Raw genomic sequence first — 24,443 nt, forward strand, 5'->3', positions numbered from 1 at the left:
GCGGCCCTCTTGCAGGACCACGAAAAACATAACGGGGCTCAGGTTCGCGGCATGCCCAGGGGGCAAGGGGATCCGAGGGGCGGGCGGGGACCGGCCGGCGCGTCGGCGAGGCGTGGCCGTGGTCCGCGCCCGCCTGTCGGGAGCGCCGTGCGCGGGGGCGGCGCCCGCGACGCGGTCCTGGCCGACGGGTGCGTCGGCTCGGCGCCGGTCACGGCGCCGGCTGCCGCCGCGCCCGCAGCCGGCGGGCCGCCAGGTCGCGCAGTTCACTGGTCTTGATCTTCGCGCTGCCGGTGAGCGCGAGGTCGTCGTCGCGGAAGAACAGCACGTGCCGGGGGACCTTGTAGGCCGCCAGCCTCTCGCCCAGGAACGCGCGGACCGCGGCGGCGTCGAGACTCGCGTTCCGGTGCGGCACGACGCAGGCCACCACGACCTCGCCGCGGGTGTCGTGCGGCACGCCCACGGTGTGCGCCACCTTGATCCCGGGACAGGCGGCGAGCGCCTCGTCGACCTCCTGCGGCGAGACGTTGGCGCCGCCCGTCTTGATGAGGTCGGTGAGCCTGCCCTCCCAGAAGAGCCGGCCCAGGTCGTCCAGATACCCGCTGTCGCCGGTGCGGAAGAAGCCCTCGGCGTCGAGCGTCTCGTCCAGCGGTGTACCGAGGTAACCCAGCATGAGCGTCGGGCCCTTGACGCAGATCTCCCCGCGCTCACCCCGCGGCACCACCGCGCCGGTGAGCGGATCGACGATCTTGAGTGTCACGCCGGGAAGTGCCTCGCCGCTGCTGTCGGCGGACACCTCGGGCGGCGTGTCGGCCGGGTAGCACGTCGTCAGGGTGAAGGTCTCCGTGTTGCCGTAGGCATGCCCGGGTTCGCGCCACTCGGTGGACACCGTGGGGTGACGCGCCAGAGGGGTGCCGGAGTCCACGTAGCGCATGCTGCTGAGGTTCACCCGGTCCCAGTTGGGCGCCTCCGCGAGCCGCGCCCACTGGTGCGGCCACGCGACCGGGAAGTTCACCCGTTCCCGGTGCATGAGTTCCAGTGCCTCGGCGGCGGCGAAGGTCCGCTGCAGCACCAGGCAGCCGCCGCCGGCGAGGGTCGTGCCGAGCGCCATGGCGAAGTTCCCCGACCAGAAGAAGCCGTTCGCCGTCCAGCAGCGAATGCCGTCCCGGGGACCGAAGCCGTACATGCGTCTGAAGCGCCACAACTGGACGGTGACACCGCGGTGCGCGCTCAGGATGCCCTTCGGCCGGCTCGTGGAGCCCGAGGAGAAGAACAGGACGGCCGTGTCGCCGGGGCGCACCGCGTCGGCGGTCGCCTCGATCAGCTCGCGCGGCTGGGACCCGCCCCGTGCCAGGAAGGCGTCCCAGCTCTCGACCGCTGTCCCGGGTACGGCCTCACCGACGGCCGCCAGGTGGCGCAGGTACGGGTACCGGACCGACCGCACCGAGCCGGGCGCGGCCCGGCCGATCTCCGGTGCCAGACCGAGGACGGTCTCGGCGAAGTCCTGGTGCGCCACGCCCCGTTCGAACAGCAGTACACCGACACCGGAGACCCGCAGCAGGTGGTCGAGTTCGGCAGGGGTCGAGAACGTGCTGAGAGCCACCACGACGCCCCCGGCCAGCGAGGTGCCGAAGACCGCCGCGAGCCACTCGGGACGGTTCGTCATCAGCACGCCCACGCGGCCGTCCCGCCCCACGCCACAGGCGCGCAGGGCCCGGGCCACCTCGACCGAACGCTCCCACAGCTCGGCGTAGGTCCAGCGGGTGCCGTCGCCCGCCGTGTCCAGCACGAGCGCCTCGCGGTCGCCGTACGCCTGTGTCACCTCGCGCAGGAAACCGGGCAGGGTGAGCGGCCCGAGCCCCGGCTCGGTGCCGAGCGCGGGGCCCGACACGAGGGAGGGAGGCCGTACGGGTGGAGAGTCGTCCCGGGCGCCCATCGCCCACCGTCCTCTTCTCGTCCGGTTCGCTTCCGAACCGCTTGCGGTCCGCTGCGGGGGCCTGTCGGCGGTGCTCCGACCGTGACCGGTCGGGACTGCCGTCGCTACCGCGGCAGTTCGACCTCGGCCGTGCACTCCACCAGGACACCGCCGTCCTGGTTGGTGAGGCGCAGCCGCACCTGGACCAGGGGCACGCCCCACGGGGAGTCCGGCTGCCGGCCGACGACTTCGGCGTCGAAGTACGTCACATCGCCCTCGAAGGCCGGGAGGCGGAAGTCGGCCTTCGTGTGGCGCACCATGCCGTCGTGGCCCGCCCAGTACGCGAGGTAGTCGGTGCACCAGGCACCCATCGTCGCGCCGTATCCGTAGGCGCGCGCCATGCCGACCCGGCCCGCCTTGCCGGCGTCGACGTGGCCGCGGGAGGGGCCCAGGTACAGGCCGTCGCGCAGCCGCGGGTCGATCCGCGCCCCCTCCTCGTCGAAGGAGAAACCCCGCACCCAGCCCGGGTCCTGGTTGATCCACGGATCGTCGACACCGGGGGGCGCGACCCAGTGGAAGGTGCCCCAGATGTTGAAGAGGAAGGCGCGGTACTCGGTGGTGAAGCTCGCGATGCTGTGCGGGCCGAGCACGCGGCGCGGCAGTGCGTCGCCGACGCCGACCTCCCCGAAGCGGGGTGACTCGCCCGTCCGGTTCGACAGGAGCCAGGCGTGACGGAGCTTGTCGATCCCGGCGAGTTCCGTCTCCGTCCAGCGCCGCACGGGGCCGATCCGGCTCTCGTACAGGCCGCGTCGCTCCGCTTCGTCGGCGAGATAGCGGATCGCCGTCGCCCGTTCGCGGGCGACCAGGGTGCCGTGCTGGTTGGTGTGGGTCGTGTCCCCGCGGGAGAACATGGTGGGTCCGGCGAACCTGGTGTCCGCCACCGTGTAGTCGTGGAAGCGCCGTTCCTGGAACAGCGTGTCCCCGGGGCGGACGGGACAGCCGTAGAACCACCATTCCTCGCCTCCGAAGATCAGGTGGCTGCCGGGGACGCGGCCCACACAGGCGGGCTGCACGCCGTGCCCGTAGTCGAGGGCCACCGCCATGGACTGCGGTGCCACCAGGCCGCCGAAGCGGGAGCCGCGGGCGAACTCCTCGTCCCAGTGCAGCGGGCTGGGGTAGTCCATGGCCATCACCCAGCGACGGATGTCGGAGGCGGCGCACGGCTCCCACAGTTGCCCTCCGCCGACGAGGGTGCCCACGCGGTGCTCGACGTCGGCGAGATCGAGGTGCGCGGCCTGCGCCGCGGCGGACTTCTCACTCACGTGTACTCCCGGTTATCGATTGACGTCGACGACGATGCGGCCGCGCACCGTGCCCGCCATGAGCCGCTTCGCCGCGCCGATCGCGTCCCCCAGGCGAATCTCCTGGGCGATCGTGTCGAGCACGGCCGGGTCCAGGTCCCGGGAGAGGCGGTTCCAGGCGGCCCCGCGCGGTCCGGTCGGTGCCCGCACGCTGTCGATGCCGAGCAGCGAGACTCCGCGCAGGATGAACGGGGCGACGGAGGCGGGGAAGTCCATGCCCTGGGCCAGGCCGCAGGCGACGACGGTGCCGCCGTAGCGGGTCCGGGCGCAGGCGTTGGCCAGGGTGTGGCTGCCGGCCGAGTCGAGCACGCCCGCCCAGCGTTCCCGCTGGAGAGGTCGGCCGGCTTCGGCGAGTTCGGCCCGGTCCAGCACCTCCGCCGCGCCGAGCCGGTGCAGGTACTCGGCCTCCGCGGCCTTCCCGGTCGCGGCGGTCACCTCGAAGCCGGCCTTCGCCAGGAGGGCGATCGCGACGCCGCCCACACCACCGGTCGCCCCCGTCACCAGCACGGGCCCCTGGTCCGGACGGACGCCGGCAGCCAGCAGGGCGTCCACCCCCAGAGCCGCCGTGTAGCCGGCCGTGCCGATCGCCATGGCCTGCCGTGAGGTGAACGCGGCGGGGAGCGGGACGAGCCAGTCCCCGTCGAGGCGTGCCGCCTGGGCGAGACCTCCCCAGTGGCTCTCGCCCACCCCCCAGCCGTTGAGGATCACCCGGTCGCCCCGCCTCCAGTGGGCGTGGGTGCTGTCGGTGACGACCCCCGCCAGGTCGATGCCGGGCACCAGGGGGAACGTACGGGCCACGGGGGACGTTCCGGTGACGGCGAGCGCGTCCTTGTAATTCAGCGTCGAATATTCCACGTCGACGCGGACATTTCCGACCGGTAGGCGCGACTCCTCGAGTTTCGTCAGCGTGGTGGTCTGAGCGGCCTCACCTTTCTCGATCAGTAGCGCCGAGAACATCCGGTGACCGCCTTTCGGACAATGTGGTGAGAATGCAATTCTCAAGAATGAGATGATGCTTCCATAGGGGGTGGAGGACGTCAACCCGAGAAGAGGGGGATGAATGAGGAGCGGTCCGTTGTCCGGTATGCGCGTCGTGGAGCTGGCCGGTCTCGGCCCGGCTCCGCACGCGGCGATGGTCCTCGCCGACCTGGGCGCCGAGGTCGTGCGGGTGGACCGGCCGCCCGGTCGCCGGGGGCTGTCGCTCGGCGGGGGAGGCGCGGACCCCACCCTGCGCGGACGGCGCGGCGCCGTGGTCCTCGACCTGCGGACCGGGGCGGGCCGCGACAGGCTGTCCGGGCTGGTGCGCGAAGCGGATGTGCTGATCGAGGGGTTGCGGCCCGGTGCGGCGGAACGGCTCGGCGCCGGGCCCGAGGAACTGCGGGCGCTGAACCCCCGGCTGGTGTACGGCCGGATCACCGGCTGGGGCCGGCACGGCCCGCTGGCGCACGAGGCCGGACACGACATCAACTACCTGGCCCTGTCAGGCGTGCTGCACGCGACGGGCCGGTCCGGGCAGCCCCCGGCGCCCCCGCTGAACCTCGTGGGGGACTACGGCGCGGGCTCGATGCTGCTCGTCGCCGGCGTCCTCGCCGCGCTCTGGGAACGGGAGCGGTCCGGCCGGGGCCAGGTGGTGGACGCCGCCATGGTCGACGGTGCGGCGCTGCTCAGCCAGTTCGTGCTCGGGCTGCGCGGTTCCGGCGAGTGGACCGACGAGCGGGGCGCCAACCTGCTCGACGGCGGGGCGCCGTTCTACGACACGTACATCTGCGCGGACGGCGGCTTCGTCGCCGTCGGCGCCCTGGAGCCGCGGTTCTACGCCGCGCTGCTGCGCGGTCTCGGGCTGACCGGCGAGCCGCTGCCGGACCAGTCGGACCGGACGGGGTGGCCCCGGCTGCGGCGCCGCTTCACCGAGATCTTCGCGACCCGGGGCCGGGACGAGTGGGCGGCGCGGTTCACCGGCACCGACGCCTGTGTGACGCCGGTGCTCGACTTCGAGGAAGCGGCCGCCCACCCCCACCTGGCCGCGCGCGGCACCTACCTGCGCCGAGGTGGCGTCCTGCAGGCGGCACCCGCCCCGCGCTTTCCCGACGGGGCGGACGGCTCGGGCGCCGAGGACGGGGGCGGGGCGGCCGCGCCCTCGGAAGCCTGACGCACAAGACTGGTAATCCTTACAAGGATTGCTCTACCTTGGCGCCATGGACTTCCGGATGGAGGACGCCGCCACCGGCCTGCGGGCCCACCTGCGTGAGCTGGTGCGCGAGCACGTCCCGCCCGACTTCCTGGGTGCGTTCACCGAGGACCCGGCGGATCTGGAGGTCACCCAGCGGTTCTGCCGGGTCCTCGCCGACCGCGGACTGCTCTGTCCGTCCTGGCCGCGGGAGTTCGGCGGCCGGGACGCCTCCGTGTGGGAGCAGACGGTCGTCCGCGAGGAGATGTGGGCGCACCACGAGCCCCGGGGCGCGCAGTACATGGGCGTCAACTGGGTGGGGCCGGCCGTCATGCGGCACGGCACGCCCGAGCAGTGGCGTCGCCACCTGCCGCCGATCGCCCGCGGCGAGGTGATCTGGTGCCAGGGCTTCAGTGAACCGGACGCCGGGTCCGATCTGGCCTCCCTGCGCACGACGGCCCGGCGGGACGGGGACGACTGGCGCGTGCGGGGCCAGAAGATCTGGACCTCCTACGCCACGATGGCCCAGTGGTGCTTCCTGCTCGTCCGCACCTCGTCGGGGGAGCGCAAGCAGCACGGGCTCACGGTCTTCCTGGTGCCGATGGAACGGGCGGGTGTCGAGGTCCGGCCCATCCGCAGCATGCTCGGGCCGCACCACCTCAACGAACTCTTCCTGGCCGACGTCCGGGTGGGCGCCGCCGACGTGCTCGGCACCGTGGACGACGGCTGGCGCGTGGTGCGGGAGGTGCTCGCCTTCGAACGGGTCGGCATGGCCCGGTACGCCCGCTGCGAGCGCCTCCTCCAAGCCGCTCCCGCCGCGCTCGGCGACGCCTGGGACACCCTGGCCGCGGAGCTGCGGGGCCGCTGGACGCGGATGCTGGTGCACTGCAGGCGGGCCCGGCTGCTCGCCTACCGTGTGCTGTCGCTGCAGGACCGGGGCACGGTGAGCCCGGCCGACACCGCCGCCTACCGGATCGCCGTCACCAGGCTCGACCAGGACAGCGCCGAGGTGCTCGTGGAGATCGCCGGACACGTGCCGCCCACCGACGCGGACGGCCGCCGCTTCCGGCGCGCGGTGGACGACCACTGGCGCTACGCGCAGGCGTCCACCATCGCCTCCGGAAGCGTCGAGATGCAGCGCATCCTGCTGGCCCGGACCCTGCTGGCCGACTCGTGAACACCGATCTGAGCCCCGAGGCGACCGAGTACGGCCGGCAGGCGACGCGGGCCCTGGCGGCGGCCGGCGGAGACACGCTGGTCCAGCGGGCCGAGGAGGCACCCGAACACCGCGAGAAGCTCGTGGCGCCGGTCCTGGCCGAACTCGGCGCCTGGGAACTGGACGTCCGGGGCAGCGCCGACGAACTCCAGGCGGCGGCCGCGCTGTGCCGGGCCGCCGGCCACTGGGCCGTCGCCTACCCGGTCGCCGAGCGCCTGTCCCGGCCCCCCGACCTCGACGCCGACGGACTGCTGGTGGTCGCGGACGCGGTCCCGGCCGGTCCGGTGGCCGGACTCGATCTGCGCTGGGTGGCGGTGACCCTGCACGGGACCCGCAGCCGTGCCGTCGCGGTGCCGGACGGCGCCGGGCCCCGTGACTCGGCCTTCGTCACCGGCCTCGACCTGACCCGGACCGACCGCGCCGGGTCGGCGGACGCCGCCCTGGGGCTGGTCCTGCCGGTCTGGACGCTGCTCGGCATGCTCGACCGGGCGATGGACCTCACCCGCGGGCACGTCGGGACCCGCACCCAGTTCGGCCGGCCCCTCGCCGCCTTCCAGGGCGTGCGGTTCCAGCTCACCGACGCCGAGGTGGAGCGCGCCGGCCTGGAGATGCTCGCGAAGTACACGCTGTGGAGCCTGTCGGCGACCCCGGCCGACGCGCTCGCCGACGCCCTCGCGCTGCGACTGGCGGCGCTGGAGGCGGCGCGGACCGTCTTCCGCGTCGCCCACCAACTGCACGGCGCCTTCGGATTCTGCGACGAGGCGGTGCTGTCCTGGCTGTCGCGCTACAGCCGGCCGGTGCGCCGGCTGCCGCTGGGCCTGTCCGCCACCCGCGACCGGCTGGCCGCACTGGTGCGACACGGAGGGCTGCCCGGACTGTTCGACGACGGGGGTGAAAAGAATTTCTCATAACCATTTATTGTCTCCGGTGCGAGGCCCGGCTACATTCATGAGGAGAGTGACGTTCTCGCATAGTGCATAGACCATTCGCGATTCCATGCGGCGACATATTCCGGGGGTCCGAACAATGTCCCTGCAAGAGGCGCGCCATACCGGCACCACCTCCATCGGACTCGCCGAGGGATGGAGCCTGGAACGGCTCACCCCGCCGAGCCGGCTCTTCGGCGCCAACGGGCTGCGCACCGGTCCGGACGGCCGCGTCTACGTCGCGCAGGTGACCGGCAGCCAGATCAGCGCGCTCGACGTGGCGACTGGACGGCTGGAGACCATCAGCGCCAAGGGCGGCGAGATCGTCGCCCCCGACGACGTGGCCTTCGACGACCGGGGCAACCTCTACGCCACCGAAGTCATGGACGGACGGGTCAGCGTGCGCGGCACCGACGGCCGTACGCGGGTGCTGCGCGACGACGTCCCCAGCGCCAACGGCATCACCGTGCACCGGGGGCGGCTGTTCGTCGGCGAGTCCCGCGTCGGCGGGCGCCTGCTGGAACTCGACCCGGCCGGCGGCGCCCCCCGGGTGCTGCTCGACGGCGCGGCGATGCTCAACGCCATGGAGTGCGGACCCGACGGCCTCCTGTACTACCCGGTGATGGGGACCAACGACATCTGGCGCGTCGATCCGGACGGCGGCGAGCCCGAGCGGGTCGTGGGCGACCTGGGAGTGCCCGACGCCGTGAAGTTCGACTCCGCGGGGTTCCTCGTCTCCACCCAGGCGGCCACCGGCGAGGTGCTGCGCATCGACCCGCGCACCGGTGAGCGCACGGTGCTCGCCGCGCTCGCCCCGGGGCTCGACAACCTGACCTTCGTGGGCGAGCGGCTGTTCGTCTCGCACTTCACGGGACAGATCACGGAGATCCTCGGCGGCGGGGAGACCCGGACGACCCTGCCGGGCGGCCTGAACTGGCCGCTGGATCTCACCGTCGACGACGACGGCGTCCTGTACGCCGCCGACGGAACCTTCTTCTACGCCCTCACCCCCGCGGGGACGTCACGGACGCTGGGCATGCTGTTCAGCCCCGGCTATCCGGGTTTCCTGCGCGGGGTGACCGCCGTCGGCGGGGGCGAGTTCGTCGTCACCACCGCCAACGGCGAGATCGCGAGGTACCGGCCCGCCGCGGCGGAGAGCGAGGTGCTGGCCGAGGGGCTCGATCAGCTCTACGGCGTACTGGTCACGCCGGACGGCGCCGTGCTCGCCGCCGAACTCGGCGCGGGACGGGTGCTGTCCCTCACGTCCGGCCGGGTCGACGTCCTGGCCTGCGGCCTGGACCGGCCGCTCGGCGTGGCGCTGGGCCCGGACGGCACCTGCTTCGTCTCCGAGGCCGGCGCCGGACGGATCGTCAGGATCACCGGTTCCGGCGTCGACACGGTGGTCGACGGACTGGGCGAGCCCCAGGGCATCCTGGTGCGGGACGGGCGGCTCCACGTCGTCGACGCCGCGGCCAGGACGCTGACCGCCGTGGACCTGGAGACGCGGGCGCGGCACACCCTCGCCCGCGACCTTCCGGTGGGCGCCCCGCCCGGGGTGACGCCCAAGCCGCTGAAGGGACTGCCTCCCTTCTCCGGCCCGCAGGGCCCCTTCGCGGGGATCACCGCGGGACCGGACGGCACGCTCTACCTCTCCGCCGACGCCGAGGGCAGCGTCCTGGCGCTGCGCCGAGAAGGGACGAACCGACCGTGACACAGCAGGACCTGCTCGCTCTGGACGGCCGCGTCGTCATCGTCTCCGGCGCGGGCGGCGGTGGCATCGGCACCGCCGTGACGCGCATGGTCGCCCGCGCGGGCGCGACCGTGATCGCGGTCAGCCGGTCGCCGGAGAACCTCGCGCGACACGTCGGACCCCTCGCGGCGGAAGGTCTGCCGGTCGTACCGGTCGCGGCCGACGCCGCCACCGACGACGGCATCGCGACCGTGCTGGACCGCGCCGCAGGGGTCGGCGGCGACCTGTACGGACTGGTCAACGTCGCCGGCGGCGCCGCCCCCTCCACCTGGATGCCGTCGACCCGGGTGACCCGGGCGCACTGGCGGAGCCTGTTCACCCAGAACCTGGAGACGATGTTCTTCATGAGCCAGGCCGTCGCCGCCGAGCTGAGAGCGCGGGAGCGGCCGGGATCGATCGTCTCGCTCTCCTCGATCAGCGGAATGAACACGGCGCCGCTGCACATCGCCTACGGCACCGCCAAGGCGGCGCTGGTGGCGGCGACCCGCACGCTGGCCGTCGAGCTGGCCGCCCACGGCATCCGGGTCAACGCCGTGGCACCCGGCGTCACCGAGACCCCGGCCTCGGGCACGTACGTCGACGACGACCCCGCACGCGACCGCCGGGCCATCGCCATGGGACGACGGGGCCGGCCCGAGGAACAGGCCGGGGCCATCCTCTTCCTGCTGTCCGACCTCTCCGCCTACATCACCGGCCAGACCGTCCTGGTCGACGGCGGCCTGCACCTCAAGTGGTCCCACCTGGCCGCCGACAACACCTCCCTCTTCCTCAAGGACGACACCTTCCGTGCCGCGATAACGCGCTGACCACCGAACCGGAGAACCGCTGCCGGCCATCTCCCGACGCGGGTTGGAGAACGTCATGAGCGACAAACCCCACCGCACCGACGACACGAGTGACACGAGTGACACGGATTCCGCGACGGCCGAGCCGCTGTCCCGGCCGCTGACGATCGGCGTGGAGGCGTACCTGTCCGAGGAATACGCGCGAGCCGAACGGGACAGACTGTGGGCCAAGGTGTGGCAGCAGGTCGGCCGGGTGGAGGAACTCGCCGCCACCGGCGACCACCTCACCTACGACATCCTCGACGACTCGGTCATCGTCGTGCGCACCGCGCCGGACACGATCCGCGCCTACTACAACGTCTGCTCGCACCGCGGCCGGCGCCTCCTGGACACCCCGCCCGGCAAGCGGGACGCCCGCGGCCGGGGCCGGGGGTTCGTCTGCGGATTCCACGGATGGCGCTACGACCTGGAGGGCCGGTGCACCCACGTGCCCGAGCGGGAGGACTGGCCCCGCGGTCTGTCCGAGACCGCCGCCGGCCTCAGCGAGGTCAGGGTCGACACCTGGGGCGGCTGGATCTGGATCACCATGGACCCGGACTGCGAGCCCCTGCGCGACTACCTGGAACCCGCGGCCACCCTGCTCGACCCCTTCCACCTGGAGAACATGCGCTACCGCTGGCGCCGCTGGCTCGTCTTCGACTGCAACTGGAAGACCGCCCTCGAAGCGTTCATGGAGACCTACCACGTCCCCTACACGCACCCCGAGTTCACTCGGTTCGGCAGCTTCCTCGGCTGGTCCAGGGCCCAGGGCAGGCACAGCAACATCGGCTACGACGCCCCCAAGGGCCTGGACGAGAACCAGGCGAAGCTCCGTCTGGGCGGCGGCACCGACCCCCGTGAGTCGACGGCCGAACTGCAGAACTTCACCTGGGCGAACGCCAACACCAACACCACCCGGACCCTGGTCGACGCGGCGAACCGCCTGGCCGACGAGGTCCCCGGGGAGGCGACCGCCGCCGAGGTGCTCAAACACTGGCTGGACACGGCCCGGCGCAAGGACGCCGAACGCGGTGTGGTCTGGCCCACCGTCGACCCCGCGCACGTCGCGAAGAGCGGCACCGCCTGGCAGATCTTCCCAACTTCCAGATCGGGCACGCCCTGAACAACATGCTGTGCTACGCCGCCCGTCCCCACGGCTACGATCCCGACAAGTGCGTCTTCGAGGTCGCCGTGTACGAGCTGTACCCGCCGGGCGAGGAACCGCACACGGAGTGGGTGTACACGCCGGCCGACGACCCGGACTGGCGCACGGTGCTGCCGCAGGACTTCACCAACATGGCCGCCGTCCAGCAGGGCATGAAGACGCGGGGATTCACCGGCCCGAAGCCCAACCCCTACCGCGAGCGCAGCGTGGTGAACCTGCACCACAACCTCGCGTCCTACATGGGCACCGGTGCGCCGAGCGAGCCGGCCTGAACCCCGGACCACCCGCACCGCCGAGAAGCCGCCGAGAAGCCGCGAGGAACTCGCATGCAGCACTGCGCACCCACCCGGACCCCCGAGATCGACCCCGGCGCCCTCAGGGCCCGCTATCTGGCCGAGCGCGACAGACGGCTGCGGCCCGAGGGCCAGCGGCAGTACGTGGTGACCGAGGACGAGTTCGAGGACTTCTACACCGCCGACCCGTACACCCCCGCCGCGCCCCGCCCACCCGTCGCGGACGACGTCGACGTGGTGGTCCTCGGCGGCGGCTTCGCCGGACTCGTCACCGCGGCCCGGCTGCGGCGCTCCGGCGTCACCGACGTCCGGATCGTCGAACTCGGCGGCGACTTCGGCGGCGCCTGGTACTGGAACCGCTACCCCGGCATCCAGTGCGACACCGACTCCTACTGCTACCTCCCCCTGCTTGAGGAGACCGGCTACCTGCCGGAGCGGAAGTACGCCTTCGGGCAGGAGGTCTTCCAGCACTGCCGGCGCATCGGGAAACACTTCGGACTCTACGAGAACGCGCTGTTCAGCACCCTGGTCCGCGCACTGCGCTGGGACGGGTCGATCCAGCGCTGGCGTGTCGGCACCGACCGGGGGGACGACCTGCGCGCCCGCTTCGTCGTCATGTGCCAGGGCCCCTTCAACCGCCCGAAGCTCCCCGGCATCCCCGGCATCACGGACTTCGAGGGACACGTCTTCCACACGGCACGCTGGGACTACGCCTACACCGGTGGCGACATGAGCGGCGGCCTCGACGGGCTCGCCGACAAGCGGGTCGCCGTCATCGGTACGGGCGCCAGCGGCATCCAGGTGGTCCCGCACCTCGCCCGCCACGCCCGGCACCTGTACGTCTTCCAGCGGACACCGTCGTACGTCGACGAACGCGGCGACGTCCCCACCGACCCGGAGTGGGCGGCGACGCTCCGGCCGGGCTGGCAGCGGGAGCGGCAGCGCAACTTCCACACCGCCGCGTTCGAGGCGTTCGCGCCGGGCCAGCCGGACCTGGTCTGCGACGGCTGGACCGAGGTCAGCCGCAACCTCGCCGCGCATCTGGACGCCACCGACGGCTGGGCCGCGCTCGCCGACCCGGTGCAGTTCGCCGCACTGCGGGAGATCCAGGACCATCGCGCGATGCAGCGGCTGCGCGACCGCGTCGACGCCCTCGTCGAGGACCGCGCCACGGCCGAGGCACTCAAGCCCTACTACCGCTTCCTGTGCAAGCGGCCCTGCTTCAACGACGCCTATCTGCCCGCCTTCAACCGCCCGAACGTCACCCTCGTCGATGTCTCCGGCACCAAGGGCGTCGAGCGCGTCACCGCGCGGGGCATCCTCGCCCATGGCACCGAACACCAGGTGGACTGCGTCATCTTCGCCAGCGGCTTCGAGATCACCTCCGACCTCGACCGCCGGCTCGGCATCCAGCCGTTCACCGGCCGGGCCGGCCTGTCCCTCTACGACCACTGGGCCGACGGCTACCGCACCCTGCACGGCGTCATGAGCCACGGCTTCCCCAACCAGTTCTTCACCGGCTTCCTCCAGGGCGGTGTGACCGCCAGCACGACCGCCATGTTCGAGCAACAGGCCGAGCACATCGCCTACATCGTCAAGGAGACCCTGGCCCGCGGCGCCCGCACCGTGGAACCCACCGCACAGGCCCAGGACCGGTGGTGCGCGACCGTACGCGAGAGCGTGGCCGGCCACACGGACTTCCAGCGCGAGTGCACCCCCGGCTACTACAACAACGAGGGCGAGCGGACGATCCGCTCCCACCTCGGTGAGCCCTACTGGCCCGGCTTCTACGCGATGGAGGAGCTGCTGCGGGCATGGCGGGGGACGGGGCGCATGGCAGGACTGGTCCTCGATGGCTGAACCCGTCGCCGAGGAGCTGAGGTTCGACGACCGGGTGGCCGTCATCACCGGTGCGGGCCGGGGCCTGGGACGCGCCTACGCGCTGCTGCTCGCCGCGAAGGGGGCGAAGGTGGTCGTCGACGACGCCGGCGGCAGCGTGCGCGGGGAGGGCGCCGACACCGGTCCGGCCCACGAGGTGGCCGAGGAGATCACGGCGGCGGGCGGCCGGGCACTGGCCTGCACCGAGTCCGTGGCCACACCCGAGGGCGGCCGCGCGATCGTCGCAGCGGCTCTCGACCACTACGGCCGGATCGACGTCCTCATCCACAACGCCGGCATCGTCCGGACGGCGCCGCTGACGGAGATGACGTACGAGGACCTGGACGCCGTCCTGGACGTCCATCTGCGCGGCGCCTTCCACGTCGTACGGCCGGCCTTCGCGCCGATGTGCGAGGCGGGCTACGGCCGGGTGGTGCTGACCTCGTCGATCGGCGGTCTGTACGGCAACCACGGCGTCGCGGGCTACGCCATGGCCAAGGCCGGGGTGATCGGGCTGTCCAACGTCGTCGCCCTGGAAGGCGCCGCGCACGGCGTGCGGTGCAACGTCGTCGTGCCCGCCGCGGTGACCCGGATGGCCGACGGGATCGACGTCTCCGGCTACCCGCCGATGGGCCCGGAACTGACCGCCCCGGCCGTGGGCTGGCTCGCCCACGAGACCTGCTCGGTCACCGGGGAGATGCTCGTGTCGATCGCCGGCCGGGTGGCGCGGGCCTTCGTCGCCGAGACACCCGGGGTGTACCGGCCGTCGTGGTCGATCGAGCGGATCGCCGAACAGGCCGACGCCATCCGGGACCCCGGGACCCCGTGGGTCCTGCCGGTCGTGCCGTCGGCGCACACCGACCACATCAGGAACAGCTTCGCGATGGCCGCGCGGGCCACGCGGGCCAGCGAGTCATGAAGGCGGACCGGACATGAAGGTGTACGAGCGCGTCGTCGAACTCCTCGAAGCCGAGGGCGTCAGGACCCTCTTCGGTATCCCCGACCCCAACTTCGTGCACATGTTCCAGCTCGCCGAGGAGCGTGGCTGGACCGTCGTCGCCCCCCACCACGAGGCGTCCGCCGGTTTCATGGCGGAGGCGGTGACGCGGATGACTGGAGGGCCCGCCGTGTGCGTCGGCACCCTCGGCCCCGGCGTCGCCAACCTCGCCCCCGCCATGATGTGCGCGAAGGTCGAGGGCTCGCCGGTGGTGTTCCTGGGCGGTCAGCGCGCCCGCGTCACCGAGCAACGGGTGCGCCGCGGCCGCATCCAGTTCGTCCGCCAGGCCGAGCTGTTCGCCCCCTCCGTCAAATACTGCGCCTCCCTGGAATACGCCGACCAGACGGACGAGGTCGTACGGGAGGGCCTGCGCAGGGCGCTGTCGGGAACACCGGGCCCGGTGTACATCGAGTACCCCGCCCACGTGATCCAGGAGGAGCTGGACGTACCGCCCGCGGCGCCCCCCGAGACCTACCGTCTGGTCGGCCAGAGCGCCGGCGCGGACCGCGTCGCCGAGGCGGCGTCGGCGATCGGCTCCGCACGGCAGCCGATCCTCCTGGTCGGCCACGGCGTCCACACGGCCCGCGCCGGGGAGGCGGTCAGGGCCCTCGCCGGCCTGATGGCCTGCCCCGTCGTCCAGACGTCGGGGGGCACGTCGTTCATCGAGGGACTGGAGGACCGCACCTTCCCCTACGGCTTCTCCACGGCGGCGGTCGACGCCGTGGAGCGGTCCGACCTGTGCCTGGCCATCGGCACCGAACTGGGGGAGCCCGTCCACTACGGGCGCGGACGGCACTGGGCCGCCAACGAGGCGCACCGCACCTGGCTCCTGATCGAGCGGAACCCCGAGGCCGTCGGGGTGAACCGGCCGGTCGACGTACCGCTGGTGGGAGATCTGCGCGCGATCGTGCCCCAGCTCGTCGACGCGCTCAAGGACTCACCGCGCACCCCCACGCCGGAACTGGAGCGCTGGATCGGGCAGGACGCGGCCCAGCTCGCCGAGGCGGCCGAATCGGCACCCTCCGGCATGTCACCCGTGCACCCCGCACGGCTGATCGTCGAGGCGACACGAGCCTTCCCGGCGGACGGCATCATGGTGCGCGACGGCGGGGCCACGACCATCTTCGGCTGGAGCTACAACCAGGCGAAACCGCACGACGTGCTCTGGAACCAGAACTTCGGCCACCTGGGCACCGGGCTGCCCTACGCCATCGGCGCCTCGGTGGCCCAGGGCCGCGAGCGGCCGCTGATGCTCATCACCGGGGACTCCTCCTTCCTGTTCCACATCGCCGAGCTGGAGACGGCGGCCCGGCTGGGACTGCCGCTGGTCTGCGTCGTGGGCGTCGACCACGCCTGGGGCCTCGAAGTGGGCGTCTACAAGCGCACCTTCGGCCAGGGGTCGCTGGAGACGGGCACGCACTGGAGCCAGGACACCCGCCTCGACAAGGTCGCCGAGGGCTTCGGCTGCCACGGCGAGTACGTCGAGCACGAGAAGGACATCGCCCCCGCCGTCGCACGTGGCTTCGCGAGCGGCAAGCCGTCCGTCATCCATGTGGCGGTGGACCCGAAGGCGAACTCGGAGGAGATGCCGCAGTACGCGGAGTTCCGGACCTGGTACGCGGAAGGGACACAGTGACATGCGCGAACACCTTGAGCTGTATGTGGGCGGCCGGTGGACCGATCCGGCCGAGCCGCGGACCATGGACGTCGTGAACCCCGCCACCGAGCGGGTCTGCGGCCGGGTGGCGGCCGGTTCCGCGGCGGACGTGGACCGGGCGGTGGCCGCGGCACGCGAGGCGTTCGCCGGCTGGTCGACAACCGCCGTCAAGGACCGGCTCACCGTGCTCCACGAGGTGCTCAACGCCTACCGCGAGCGCGCCGACGACCTCGCCGAGGCGCTGACCGAGGAGATGGGCGCCCCCACCGCGCTGGCGCACGGCGCCCAGGTACAACTGGGTCTGGGCCACTTGACCACCGCGATCGAGATCCTCGGGAACTTCGCCTTCGAGGAACAGCGCGGCGCCACCCTGATCGTCCGGGAACCCATCGGTGTCTGCGGTCTGATCACCCCCTGGAACTGGCCGCTGAACCAGATCGCCGTCAAGGTGTTCCCCGCCCTCGCGACCGGCTGCACCATGGTGCTCAAACCGTCGGAGCAGTCCCCCTTCACCGGACAGATCTTCGCCGAGGTCCTGCACGCCGCGGGGGTGCCCGCCGGCGTCTTCAACCTCGTCCAGGGCGACGGCCCCGGAGTCGGGGTGCCGCTGGCGAGCCACCCGGACGTCGACATGGTCTCCTTCACCGGCTCGGTCCGCGCGGGCATCGACATCGCGACGAACGCCGCGCCCTCGGTGAAGCGGGTGACGCAGGAGCTGGGCGGCAAGGGTCCCCACATCGTGCTCGACGACGACGCCTTCGCCCGGAACGTCGGCAAGGGCGTCGTCGCCCTGATGGGCAACTCCGGACAGACCTGCAGCGCGCCGTCCCGCATGCTGGTCCCCGCGGCACGCATGGAGGAGGCCGTCGGCCTCGCCCGGCAGGCCGCGTCGGGGGTCACGGTGGGGGATCCGAGGGGGGACGCGATGATGGGGCCGGTGTCGTCGGCGGCCCAGTTCGAAAAGGTCCAGGCGCTGATCCGGCGAGGCATCGAGGAGGGAGCCACGCTGGTGATCGGGGGGACCGGCCGCCCCGAGGGGCTGGAGCGGGGCTACTACGTCAGACCCACCGTCTTCGCGCACGTCACCCAGGACATGGCGATCGCCCGCGAGGAGATCTTCGGCCCGGTGCTGACCCTGCACGGCTACGACGACGTGGACCACGCCGTCCGGCTCGCCAACGACACGGAGTTCGGCCTCGCCGGCCATGTGGCGGGCCAGGACCTCGACACGGCCCGGGACGTGGCCCGCCGGATTCGCGCGGGCTGGATCGCGATCAACGAGGGCTTCGACTTCGGCTGCCCGTTCGGCGGCTACAAGAAGAGCGGCAACGGGCGCGAGTGGGGCGAGTTCGGCTTCCACGACTACCTGGAGGTCAAAGGCATCCTCGGCTACGCGCCGGCCGGGGCCGGGCCGGGCTGACCGGCTTGGGGCTCCGGACCGCAGGGGCGGCGCCCGCTGAGCGGACTCCCCTTCGGTCCGGAGCTCTCAGTACCCCCTTCGCCCGATGGCGTCCGCCGCGCGTGCCAGCTCCTCCCGGAACCGGGGATGGGCGACGGCGACCATCCGGCGGGCCCGCTCCGGAAGACTCCGGCCCTTCAGTTCGGCCGCGCCGAACTCCGTGACGATCACGTCCACATCACTGCGCGAGGTGGTGACCGGCCCGCGGAGCCCGGCGGTGATCCTGCTGACGGTGCCGCCCGCGGCCGTGGCGGGAAGGGCGATGAGGGCGTGACCGCCGGGTGACCTGGCGCCGGCCCGGACGAAGTCCGCCTGGCCGCCGGTCCCGCCCAGATAGGCCGCGCCGCTCTGCTCGGCGTTCACCTGACCGGTGAGGTCCACCTCCACGGCCGAGTTGACGGTCACCAGCCGGTCCAGCCGCGCGAGCACGGCCGCGTCATGGGTGTAGGAGGTGGGGCACATCCGCAGCCCCGGGTTGTGGTGGGCGAACTCGCGGAGCCGCTCGGTGCCGATCAGCGCGCCGGTGACCGAGACGCCGCGGTCGATGGGCTTGCGCGCGTTGGTGACGGCGCCCGCCTCGACCAGTTCGACGATGCCGTCACCCACCATGCCGGAGTGCACGCCGAGGTCCCTGCGGTCGCGCAGCAGCCGCAGGACGGCGTCCGCGGCCCCGCCGACCCCGGTCTGCAGGACGGCGCCGTCCTCGATGTAGTCGGCGGCGTGCCGGGCGATGGCCTCGTCGGTCGCGCGGCCGGGCCCCGGCGCCACCCGCACCGGCGGACAGGAGACGTGCACGGCGTGGTCGACGCGGTCCGCGGCGAGCAGCTCCCCCCGGGTGAAGGGCACCTGTTCGTTCACCTCCGCCACGACCACGCGCGCCGCCGTGACGGCCGCCCGCACATGGTCGCTGACCAGCCCGAAGCTGTGGTTGCCCGCGGCGTCGGGCGGGCTGACCTGTACGAAGGCGACATCGCAGCCGATGGTGCCGGCCTCGATCAGCGGACCGACCTGACTGACGTGACAGGGGATCACACCGAGCCTGTGCTCCTTCGCCACGGCACGCAGCGCGCCGATCGCCCCCATGCTGGTCAACGCGAAGCTCTCGGTGGCGGCCGGGGTGAACAGACCGGAGAAACTCGTCGCGATGAAGACCGAGAGTCCGCCGATGTCACGTCCCTGCTCGACGAGAGCCGTCACCAGGGTGGTCGGTTCGCCGCAGGCCTGGCCCACGACGATGGAATCGCCCGGGCGCAGGAACCGGCCGAGGTCCAGGGAGCCCGCGTCCGAGGCGGGACTCACCGCTGCCTGCCCGACGCGGCCGCCGACGCCAGCAGCGCCTGGGCGCGGGCCAGATGGGGATGGTCCAGCATGGCGCCCCGGAGGCCCACGGCCCCCACCCCCGGGCGGGCGGCGAAGAGGTCGACGATCTCCCGGGCCGACGCCAGTTCCTCCGCGGTGGGCGTGAACGCGGTGTTGATGACCTCCACCTGGTCGGGGTGGATGGCGAGCATGCCACTGAAGCCGTCACGGCGGGCCTGCCCGACCCGCCGGCGCAGCCCCTCCAGGTCGCGGAAGTCGCCCTGGATGGTGTCCACGGCGGCCACGGCCGCGGCGGCCGCCCCCAGCAGGCAGCAGCTCCGGGCCAGTTCGTAGGTGAAACCGTAGCTCCCGTCGGCACGACGGTTCCCGCTCGCGCCCACCGAGTCGGCGAGGTCCTCGGCGCCCCAGGTCAGGGCGGCCACCCTGGGCACACCCCGGTAGGTGCCGGTGGTGAACACGGCCTCGGCCGTCTCCGTCACCAGCACGATGACCTCGGTCGAGCCCTGCTCCAGCCCGCCGGCCGCCTCCAGGGCCGACAGGTAGTGGTGCAGCACCTCGGCATCGCCACGCCCGCGTGACTTCGGCAGCATGATGCCCCCTGGTCGTGCGGGCATCACCGCCGCCAGGTCGGCGAGCGCATGGGGGCCGTCCAGCGGGTTGACCCGCACCCACAACCGCCGACGCTCCTGGGGCGGCCGGGACGCGAGGAAGGCGGCGACCGCCGCCCGGGCCCCGGGCTTGCCCTCCTCGGCCACCGCGTCCTCCAGATCGAGGACGACGATGTCCGCCGGGCCGGCGGCGGCCTTCTCCGTCCTGCGCTCGCTGTCGCCCGGCGCGAACAGCCAGGAGCGTGCGGCGCGGGACCGCGTGGTGGGGGGTTCCGGTGTGGGGGTCATCCGCTCTTCCCTTCGTCGGTCCGGCCGGTCCGGCCGGACTCGGCGGGTACGTCCAGTGCCGCCAGCACTTCCCGGGTATGGGCACCGAGCCGGGGCGCGGGCCCGGCGACCCGTCCCGGAGTCCGGGAGAACCAGGTCGGCGGGCCGGGGAAGCGGACGGGCCCGTTCGGCGTGTCCACCGTCTCGAAGAACCCGGTGGCGTCGAGGTGTGGATGGTGGAACAGCTCGTCGAGATCCCTGACCGGTGCGGCCGGGATGTCCAGTGACCGCAGCAGGGTGAGCCACTCCAGGGTGGTGCGTTCCAGGAAGGTCTCCGCCAGCAGGCCGTAGACGGTGTCGATCCGGCGGGCTCGCTGTTCCAGCGTGGCGAAGTGCGCACCGGCCCACGCCGGCCGCACCGCGCCGACGAACGCGGACCACTGCTTGTCGTTGTAGACGAGCGCGGACAGGTGGCCGTCCCTGGTGCGGTACGGCCTGCGACGGGGTGTCACCGCGCGCGGGTACTCCGCGGCCCCCAGCGGCGGGCTGAACAGGGCGCCGTTGGCGTGTTCGACCAGCATGAAGGCGGCCATCGCCTCGAACATGCCGACCTCGACCTCCTGGCCGTCGCCGGTGCGCTCGCGGTGGAACAGCGCCATCATGGTGGCGTACAGCGCCGTCAGCCCGGTCACCTTGTCCGCCAGGACGGTGCCGGCGTAGCCGACCTCACCGGTCAGCCGCTGCTGCGCGTACGCCAGTCCGCACTCCGCCTGGATGGTGTCGTCGTAGGCGGTGAGGTCCGCGTCCGGCCCGCGACGGCCGTAGCCGTAGCAATTGGTGTACACGACCGAGGGATTGACGGCGGAGACCGCCGCGTAGCCGAATCCGAGCCGGTCGATCGCTCGGGCGCGCATGGAGTGGATGAACACGTCGCAGCGCTCGACGAGCCGGCGCAGACTCTCCTTGCCCGCGGCGGACCGCAGGTCGAGCACCACGCTGCGCTTGCCGCGGTTGACGTTGACGAAGACCCCGCCCATCCCGGGTTCCGGTCCGACCGAGATGTGCCGGGTGTCGTCGCCGCCCGGGGGTTCGACCTTGATCACCTCGGCGCCCATGTCGGCCATGATCTGGGTGCAGTAGGGGCCCATGACCATCGCGGTCAGATCGACGACACGCACCTCGGACAACGGGCCTGTGCCTGGCATCAGCATCTCCGTCCGAGCGGCGTTCTTATAAAGATAGAAACATTACAAGGATGGTGATATCAAGGGTGGGTGAGCAGCCGCCGCACCGACACTCCCGCCGCACCGGCCGCACTCCGCCCGATCGCCCAGGTGCTGGAGGCGGCTCTCGACCGCCGACCGGACGCCCCGGCGGTCGAGGCGGCCTCGGGCGTCTGGTCGTACTCCCGGCTCGACGCCCGGGCCCACCGCGCGGCGGGCGCGCTGTGGGCGCTCGGAGTGCGTCCCGGTGACCGGGTGGTGGCCTGTCTGCCCAACGACCTGGACATCGTCGCGGCCTTCCACGGCGCGCAGCGCGTCGGGGCCGTCTGGGCCGGGATGGGTGAGGTGCTCACGGCGGGTGAGCAGGAGGAGCTGTGCCATCTGTGCGAGCCGGCGGTCGTGCTGGCCGGCCCGCGCTGCCGGGTCGAGGGACGCGTGCGCGTCGACCCCGACCGGTGGCGGGCGGCGACTGCCCGGGCCGGCCCGGCTCCCCGGGTCGAGCAGGACCTGGACGCGCCGGCCGCCATCGCGTTCACCAGCGGGACGTCGGGGCGTCCCAAGGCCGTGGTGCACAGCCAGCGCAACCTGCTGCTGCCGGGCGCCGTCCTGGTCGCCACCCGAGGCTGGGGACCCGGTCTGCGCAAGGGGGACAGCTTCCCGCTGACCGTCCTCAACCTCATGGTGCTGTCCACCCTGCTCACCGCGCAGGCGGGCGGGTGCTGCGTGCTCATGGACCGGCGTGACGTCGAGGGCGTCGCCGACTGGATCTGCGCACGGCGCGTCACGGTGTGGAACGGCGCCCCCGCCCAGCTCCACGACCTGGTCCGCCGCCCGGACCTGGACCTCGGCCCGCTGCGGGAGGTCTGGAGCGGCGGCGGCGACACACCGGACACCCTGCGCCGGGCGTTCGCCGACACGCACGGGCCGGTGCCCCGGGCCACCTACGGTCTGACCGAGGCGCCGGCCGTCGTGTCGATCGACCCACCCGGCGGGCCGGGGCGCCCGGGGACGAGCGGCCGGGTGCTGCCGCACTACGACGTCGCGGCCTACGACGACACGGGGCGCCGCCTGCCCGCGGGAGAGCCGGGCGAACTGCGCCTGGAAGGTGCCGCCGCCGGACCGTGGGCGGGCGCGTGGACACCGATGCTCGGGCACTGGGAGCGGGGCGGCGTCCGCCCGCCCGCCCCCGGCCCGGTCGCCACCGGCGACATCGGCTCCGTGGACGCCGACGGATGGCTGACGGTCCTCGACCGCAGGAAGCTTGTCATCGTCCGGGGCGGAGCCAACGTCTACCCGCTCGAAGTGGAACGCGTGATCGCCGCGCACCCGCACGTCGCACGGGTCGCCGTGTGCGGCGTGCCCGACGAGCGGCTGGGGGAGCGGGTGGCCGCCGTGGTGGAGGGCACCGGCCTCGCGCTCGACCTGCGCGCGCTCGCGGCACTGTGCCGGCGCGAGCTGTCACCGTACAAGGTCCCGGAGTTCTGGGCGCAGGTCGACGCCCTGCCGGTCAACGCCATGGGCAAGGTACGCCGGACCGGGCTGGCCGAGCTGCTCGACGGCGCCGCCGGACCCGGCCGGCGCCCCGGCGGGGCCTGAGGGCCCCGGGCTTTCACTGCTAGCCTCACAATCATGGAAAGCTTGCGGACGGAGCACCCCAAGATCGGTCAGATGCGCATGGCGGAACAGGTCGCCGCCGCGCTGCGCGACCGCATCCTGGCGGGCGGCATCGGCGACGGCTCGACCCTGCCCAAACAGGACGAGCTGGTCGCGGAGTTCGGCGTCAGCTACCCCTCGGTCCGGGAGGCGCTGCGCATCCTCGAGACGGAGGGCTTCATCACCGTACGGCGCGGCAACCGCGGCGGGGCCACGGTGCACGCCCCGGACGTCGGGACGGCGGGGTACGCCCTCGGGCTGACGCTGCAGTCGCTGCAGGTCGGGGTGGTCGATCTGGGTGCCGCCCTCGCCACCCTCGAACCGCTGTGCGCGCGGCACTGCGCCGGGCGGGCGGACCGCGGGCGGGCCGTGGTGCCGCCGCTGGAAGCGCTGCTCGAGCGGAGCGAGCAGTGTCTGGGCGACGGCGCCGCGTTCACCCGCGCCTCGCGCGAATTCCACGACACCCTGGTCGGGTTCGAGCCCAATGCCACGCTGCGCGTCGTCGTCACGAGCCTCACCTCGCTCTGGTCCGTCCAGGAAGAGGCGTGGGCCGACAGCCAGATGTCACGCGGCTCCTACCCGTCCCGCAAGGACCGCACCGCGGCGCAGCGCGCGCACGAGCATCTGGTGGCGAGCATCGCGCGGGGCGACGCCGAGGAGGCGGCCAGGATCGCCGGTGAGCACCTCACGGCCACCCAGCGCTGGGTGTGCCGCACGCTCAGGGACCGCGTGATCGACGCCGCGTCCCCCCGCAGCCGGGCCCGGTTCCGCCGGAGCTGAGATGTGCGGCGGCCCGTTCCGGTCGGCCCGTGCCGTCAGCGGACGGCGGCGGTATCATCACCATCCTTGCGAGGATGGCGGTACGGCGCCACGCGCGTGGTCCGTCCGGAGGCGCACGCGACACGGGAGGCCGTATGACGCCGGAACACGATCCCACCACCCGGATGTTCGCTCTCGACGGCCGGGTGGCGATCGTGACCGGCGCCTCGTCCGGGCTCGGCGCGGCGGTGGCCCGGGCGCTGGCCGGCGCCGGCGCCCGGGTCGCCGTGGTGGCCCGCCGCCGGGACCGGCTGGCCCAGCTCGCCGATGGCATCGGTGGCCTGGCCGTCGCCTGCGACCTCGCCGACCCCGAGCGGCTCGGCGCCGTGGTGCCGGCCGTGGCCGAGGGTCTGGGCCGGCCGGAGATCCTGGTCAACGCCGCCGGGAACATGTTCACCACCGAGCGGGCCGAGGCGGAGCCGCTCGACGCGGTCCGCCGGACCCTCGAACTCAACCTCGTGGCCCCGCTCCTGCTCGCCCAGGCCGTCTTCCCGCACATGTGCGCCCTCGGGCGGGGCTCGATCGTCAACGTGTCCTCCATCAGCGGCCGGGTGGGCATCCCCGGGATCCCGCAGGCGTCCTACGCGGCGAGCAAGGCCGGTCTCTCCGGCCTGACCGCCGAACTCGCCGTGCAGTGGGCGCGGCACTCGATCCGGGTGAACACGGTCGCCCCCGGCTTCTTCCGCAGCGAGATCACCGGCCCGCTCTACGACAGCGAGCGCGCCGCCGGCTACCTGCGCCGCCACACCCCGCTGCCGAGGGAGGGGAGCGCCGACGACATCGTCGGTGCCGTGCTGTGGCTGGCCGGCGACGCCGGCGGTTACGTCACCGGGCAGACCGTCGTCGTCGACGGAGGCTGGACCGCGCGCTGAAGACCGCGCGCTGAGTCGGTCAGGGTGTCGTGCGATTCTCTTAGTTTCACTGGGAGAGAATGGTATTCTCACCCAT

20 protein-coding genes are annotated in these 24,443 nt (G+C 72.9%); 14 read left to right on the forward strand and 6 right to left on the reverse strand.

The window, feature by feature from the left end:
- Positions 1–208: 208 nt before the first annotated feature.
- From ABEB00_RS23265 to acuI, 3 genes are all read right to left on the reverse strand, one after another.
- Positions 209–1,933 (reverse strand): class I adenylate-forming enzyme family protein, encoded by a 1,725-nt coding sequence (locus ABEB00_RS23265; protein WP_345622018.1) that lies wholly within the window; start codon positions 1,931–1,933, stop codon positions 209–211.
- A 104-nt stretch (positions 1,934–2,037) separates the two neighbouring features.
- Positions 2,038–3,234 (reverse strand): MaoC family dehydratase, encoded by a 1,197-nt coding sequence (locus ABEB00_RS23270; RefSeq protein WP_345622019.1) that lies wholly within the window; start codon positions 3,232–3,234, stop codon positions 2,038–2,040.
- 12 nt (positions 3,235–3,246) lie between these two features.
- Entirely contained in the window at positions 3,247–4,230 is a 984-nt protein-coding gene (gene acuI / locus ABEB00_RS23275; protein WP_345622020.1) for an acrylyl-CoA reductase (NADPH), read from the reverse strand.
- Between the two features lie 127 nt (positions 4,231–4,357).
- Here acuI and ABEB00_RS23280 point away from each other — a divergent pair, with 127 nt between their 5' ends.
- From ABEB00_RS23280 to ABEB00_RS23330, 11 genes are all read left to right on the forward strand, one after another.
- Entirely contained in the window at positions 4,358–5,422 is a 1,065-nt protein-coding gene (locus ABEB00_RS23280) for a CaiB/BaiF CoA transferase family protein (RefSeq protein ID WP_345622316.1), read from the forward strand.
- A gap of 46 nt (positions 5,423–5,468) precedes the next feature.
- Positions 5,469–6,617, forward strand: coding sequence for an acyl-CoA dehydrogenase family protein (locus ABEB00_RS23285; protein WP_345622021.1), 1,149 nt, complete (start codon positions 5,469–5,471; stop codon positions 6,615–6,617).
- Positions 6,614–7,567, forward strand: coding sequence for an acyl-CoA dehydrogenase family protein (locus ABEB00_RS23290; RefSeq protein WP_345622022.1), 954 nt, complete (start codon positions 6,614–6,616; stop codon positions 7,565–7,567). Before ABEB00_RS23285 ends, ABEB00_RS23290 begins: the two co-directional genes overlap by 4 nt.
- Positions 7,568–7,682: 115 nt before the next feature.
- Entirely contained in the window at positions 7,683–9,293 is a 1,611-nt protein-coding gene (locus ABEB00_RS23295) for an SMP-30/gluconolactonase/LRE family protein (protein ID WP_345622023.1), read from the forward strand.
- A complete protein-coding gene (locus tag ABEB00_RS23300; RefSeq protein WP_345622025.1) occupies positions 9,290–10,138 on the forward strand; it encodes an SDR family NAD(P)-dependent oxidoreductase in 849 nt (282 codons plus the stop codon). The genes ABEB00_RS23295 and ABEB00_RS23300 overlap by 4 nt, the downstream gene beginning before the upstream one ends.
- A gap of 55 nt (positions 10,139–10,193) precedes the next feature.
- On the forward strand, positions 10,194–11,279 hold the full coding sequence (locus ABEB00_RS23305; protein ID WP_345622026.1) for an aromatic ring-hydroxylating oxygenase subunit alpha: 1,086 nt from the start codon (positions 10,194–10,196) through the stop codon (positions 11,277–11,279).
- Complete coding sequence (locus tag ABEB00_RS23310; RefSeq protein WP_345622317.1) at positions 11,195–11,593, forward strand: SRPBCC family protein; 399 nt, start codon at positions 11,195–11,197, stop codon at positions 11,591–11,593. Before ABEB00_RS23305 ends, ABEB00_RS23310 begins: the two co-directional genes overlap by 85 nt.
- Positions 11,594–11,647: 54 nt before the next feature.
- On the forward strand, positions 11,648–13,474 hold the full coding sequence (locus tag ABEB00_RS23315; protein WP_345622027.1) for a flavin-containing monooxygenase: 1,827 nt from the start codon (positions 11,648–11,650) through the stop codon (positions 13,472–13,474).
- A complete protein-coding gene (locus ABEB00_RS23320; RefSeq protein ID WP_345622028.1) occupies positions 13,467–14,411 on the forward strand; it encodes an SDR family NAD(P)-dependent oxidoreductase in 945 nt (314 codons plus the stop codon). Before ABEB00_RS23315 ends, ABEB00_RS23320 begins: the two co-directional genes overlap by 8 nt.
- A 13-nt stretch (positions 14,412–14,424) precedes the next feature.
- Positions 14,425–16,125, forward strand: a complete 1,701-nt coding sequence (locus tag ABEB00_RS23325) for a thiamine pyrophosphate-binding protein (protein WP_345622029.1) — start codon at positions 14,425–14,427, stop codon at positions 16,123–16,125.
- Between the two features lies 1 nt (position 16,126).
- Complete coding sequence (locus tag ABEB00_RS23330; protein ID WP_345622030.1) at positions 16,127–17,566, forward strand: aldehyde dehydrogenase family protein; 1,440 nt, start codon at positions 16,127–16,129, stop codon at positions 17,564–17,566.
- A 66-nt stretch (positions 17,567–17,632) separates the two neighbouring features.
- Here ABEB00_RS23330 and ABEB00_RS23335 read toward each other — a convergent pair whose 3' ends face one another.
- Genes ABEB00_RS23335 through ABEB00_RS23345 form a run of 3 tightly spaced genes read right to left on the reverse strand, consistent with a single transcriptional unit; the run spans position 17,633 to position 21,005 of the window.
- The gene (locus ABEB00_RS23335) at positions 17,633–18,904 is read right to left on the reverse strand and encodes an acetyl-CoA hydrolase/transferase family protein (protein WP_345622031.1); all 1,272 of its coding nucleotides are present in this window, start codon (positions 18,902–18,904) and stop codon (positions 17,633–17,635) included.
- On the reverse strand, positions 18,901–19,821 hold the full coding sequence (locus tag ABEB00_RS23340; protein WP_345622032.1) for an HpcH/HpaI aldolase/citrate lyase family protein: 921 nt from the start codon (positions 19,819–19,821) through the stop codon (positions 18,901–18,903). The genes ABEB00_RS23335 and ABEB00_RS23340 overlap by 4 nt, the downstream gene beginning before the upstream one ends.
- Complete coding sequence (locus ABEB00_RS23345) at positions 19,818–21,005, reverse strand: CaiB/BaiF CoA transferase family protein (RefSeq protein WP_345622033.1); 1,188 nt, start codon at positions 21,003–21,005, stop codon at positions 19,818–19,820. Before ABEB00_RS23345 ends, ABEB00_RS23340 begins: the two co-directional genes overlap by 4 nt.
- A 69-nt stretch (positions 21,006–21,074) precedes the next feature.
- On the opposite strand from ABEB00_RS23345, the gene ABEB00_RS23350 reads away from it, so the two are divergent.
- The 3 genes from ABEB00_RS23350 to ABEB00_RS23360 all read left to right on the forward strand — a co-directional run bounded on the left by ABEB00_RS23350 (position 21,075) and on the right by ABEB00_RS23360 (position 24,367).
- Positions 21,075–22,619 (forward strand): class I adenylate-forming enzyme family protein, encoded by a 1,545-nt coding sequence (locus ABEB00_RS23350; RefSeq protein WP_345622034.1) that lies wholly within the window; start codon positions 21,075–21,077, stop codon positions 22,617–22,619.
- Positions 22,620–22,652: 33 nt separating this feature from the next.
- A complete protein-coding gene (locus ABEB00_RS23355) occupies positions 22,653–23,456 on the forward strand; it encodes a FadR/GntR family transcriptional regulator (protein WP_345622035.1) in 804 nt (267 codons plus the stop codon).
- A 134-nt stretch (positions 23,457–23,590) separates the two neighbouring features.
- Positions 23,591–24,367: an SDR family NAD(P)-dependent oxidoreductase gene (locus ABEB00_RS23360; protein WP_345622036.1), complete on the forward strand. Its 777-nt coding sequence runs from the start codon at positions 23,591–23,593 to the stop codon at positions 24,365–24,367.
- Positions 24,368–24,443 lie beyond the last annotated feature (76 nt).

Source organism: Streptomyces ziwulingensis, assembly GCF_039542605.1.
GTDB classification, from domain to species: domain Bacteria; phylum Actinomycetota; class Actinomycetes; order Streptomycetales; family Streptomycetaceae; genus Streptomyces; species Streptomyces ziwulingensis.

Excerpts from the sequence above, each read along its gene's own strand:
- ABEB00_RS23265 (WP_345622018.1), bottom strand. The coding sequence starts at position 1,933 with ATGGGCGCCCGGGACGACTCTCCACCCGTACGGCCTCCCTCCCTCGTG.
- acuI (WP_345622020.1), bottom strand. The coding sequence starts at position 4,230 with ATGTTCTCGGCGCTACTGATCGAGAAAGGTGAGGCCGCTCAGACCACC.
- ABEB00_RS23280 (WP_345622316.1), top strand. The coding sequence starts at position 4,358 with ATGCGCGTCGTGGAGCTGGCCGGTCTCGGCCCGGCTCCGCACGCGGCG.
- ABEB00_RS23285 (WP_345622021.1), top strand. The coding sequence starts at position 5,469 with ATGGACTTCCGGATGGAGGACGCCGCCACCGGCCTGCGGGCCCACCTG.
- ABEB00_RS23295 (WP_345622023.1), top strand. The coding sequence starts at position 7,683 with ATGTCCCTGCAAGAGGCGCGCCATACCGGCACCACCTCCATCGGACTC.
- ABEB00_RS23305 (WP_345622026.1), top strand. The coding sequence starts at position 10,194 with ATGAGCGACAAACCCCACCGCACCGACGACACGAGTGACACGAGTGAC.
- ABEB00_RS23315 (WP_345622027.1), top strand. The coding sequence starts at position 11,648 with ATGCAGCACTGCGCACCCACCCGGACCCCCGAGATCGACCCCGGCGCC.
- ABEB00_RS23320 (WP_345622028.1), top strand. The coding sequence starts at position 13,467 with ATGGCTGAACCCGTCGCCGAGGAGCTGAGGTTCGACGACCGGGTGGCC.
- ABEB00_RS23325 (WP_345622029.1), top strand. The coding sequence starts at position 14,425 with ATGAAGGTGTACGAGCGCGTCGTCGAACTCCTCGAAGCCGAGGGCGTC.
- ABEB00_RS23330 (WP_345622030.1), top strand. The coding sequence starts at position 16,127 with ATGCGCGAACACCTTGAGCTGTATGTGGGCGGCCGGTGGACCGATCCG.
- ABEB00_RS23340 (WP_345622032.1), bottom strand. The coding sequence starts at position 19,821 with ATGACCCCCACACCGGAACCCCCCACCACGCGGTCCCGCGCCGCACGC.
- ABEB00_RS23345 (WP_345622033.1), bottom strand. The coding sequence starts at position 21,005 with ATGCCAGGCACAGGCCCGTTGTCCGAGGTGCGTGTCGTCGATCTGACC.
- ABEB00_RS23355 (WP_345622035.1), top strand. The coding sequence starts at position 22,653 with ATGGAAAGCTTGCGGACGGAGCACCCCAAGATCGGTCAGATGCGCATG.
- ABEB00_RS23360 (WP_345622036.1), top strand. The coding sequence starts at position 23,591 with ATGACGCCGGAACACGATCCCACCACCCGGATGTTCGCTCTCGACGGC.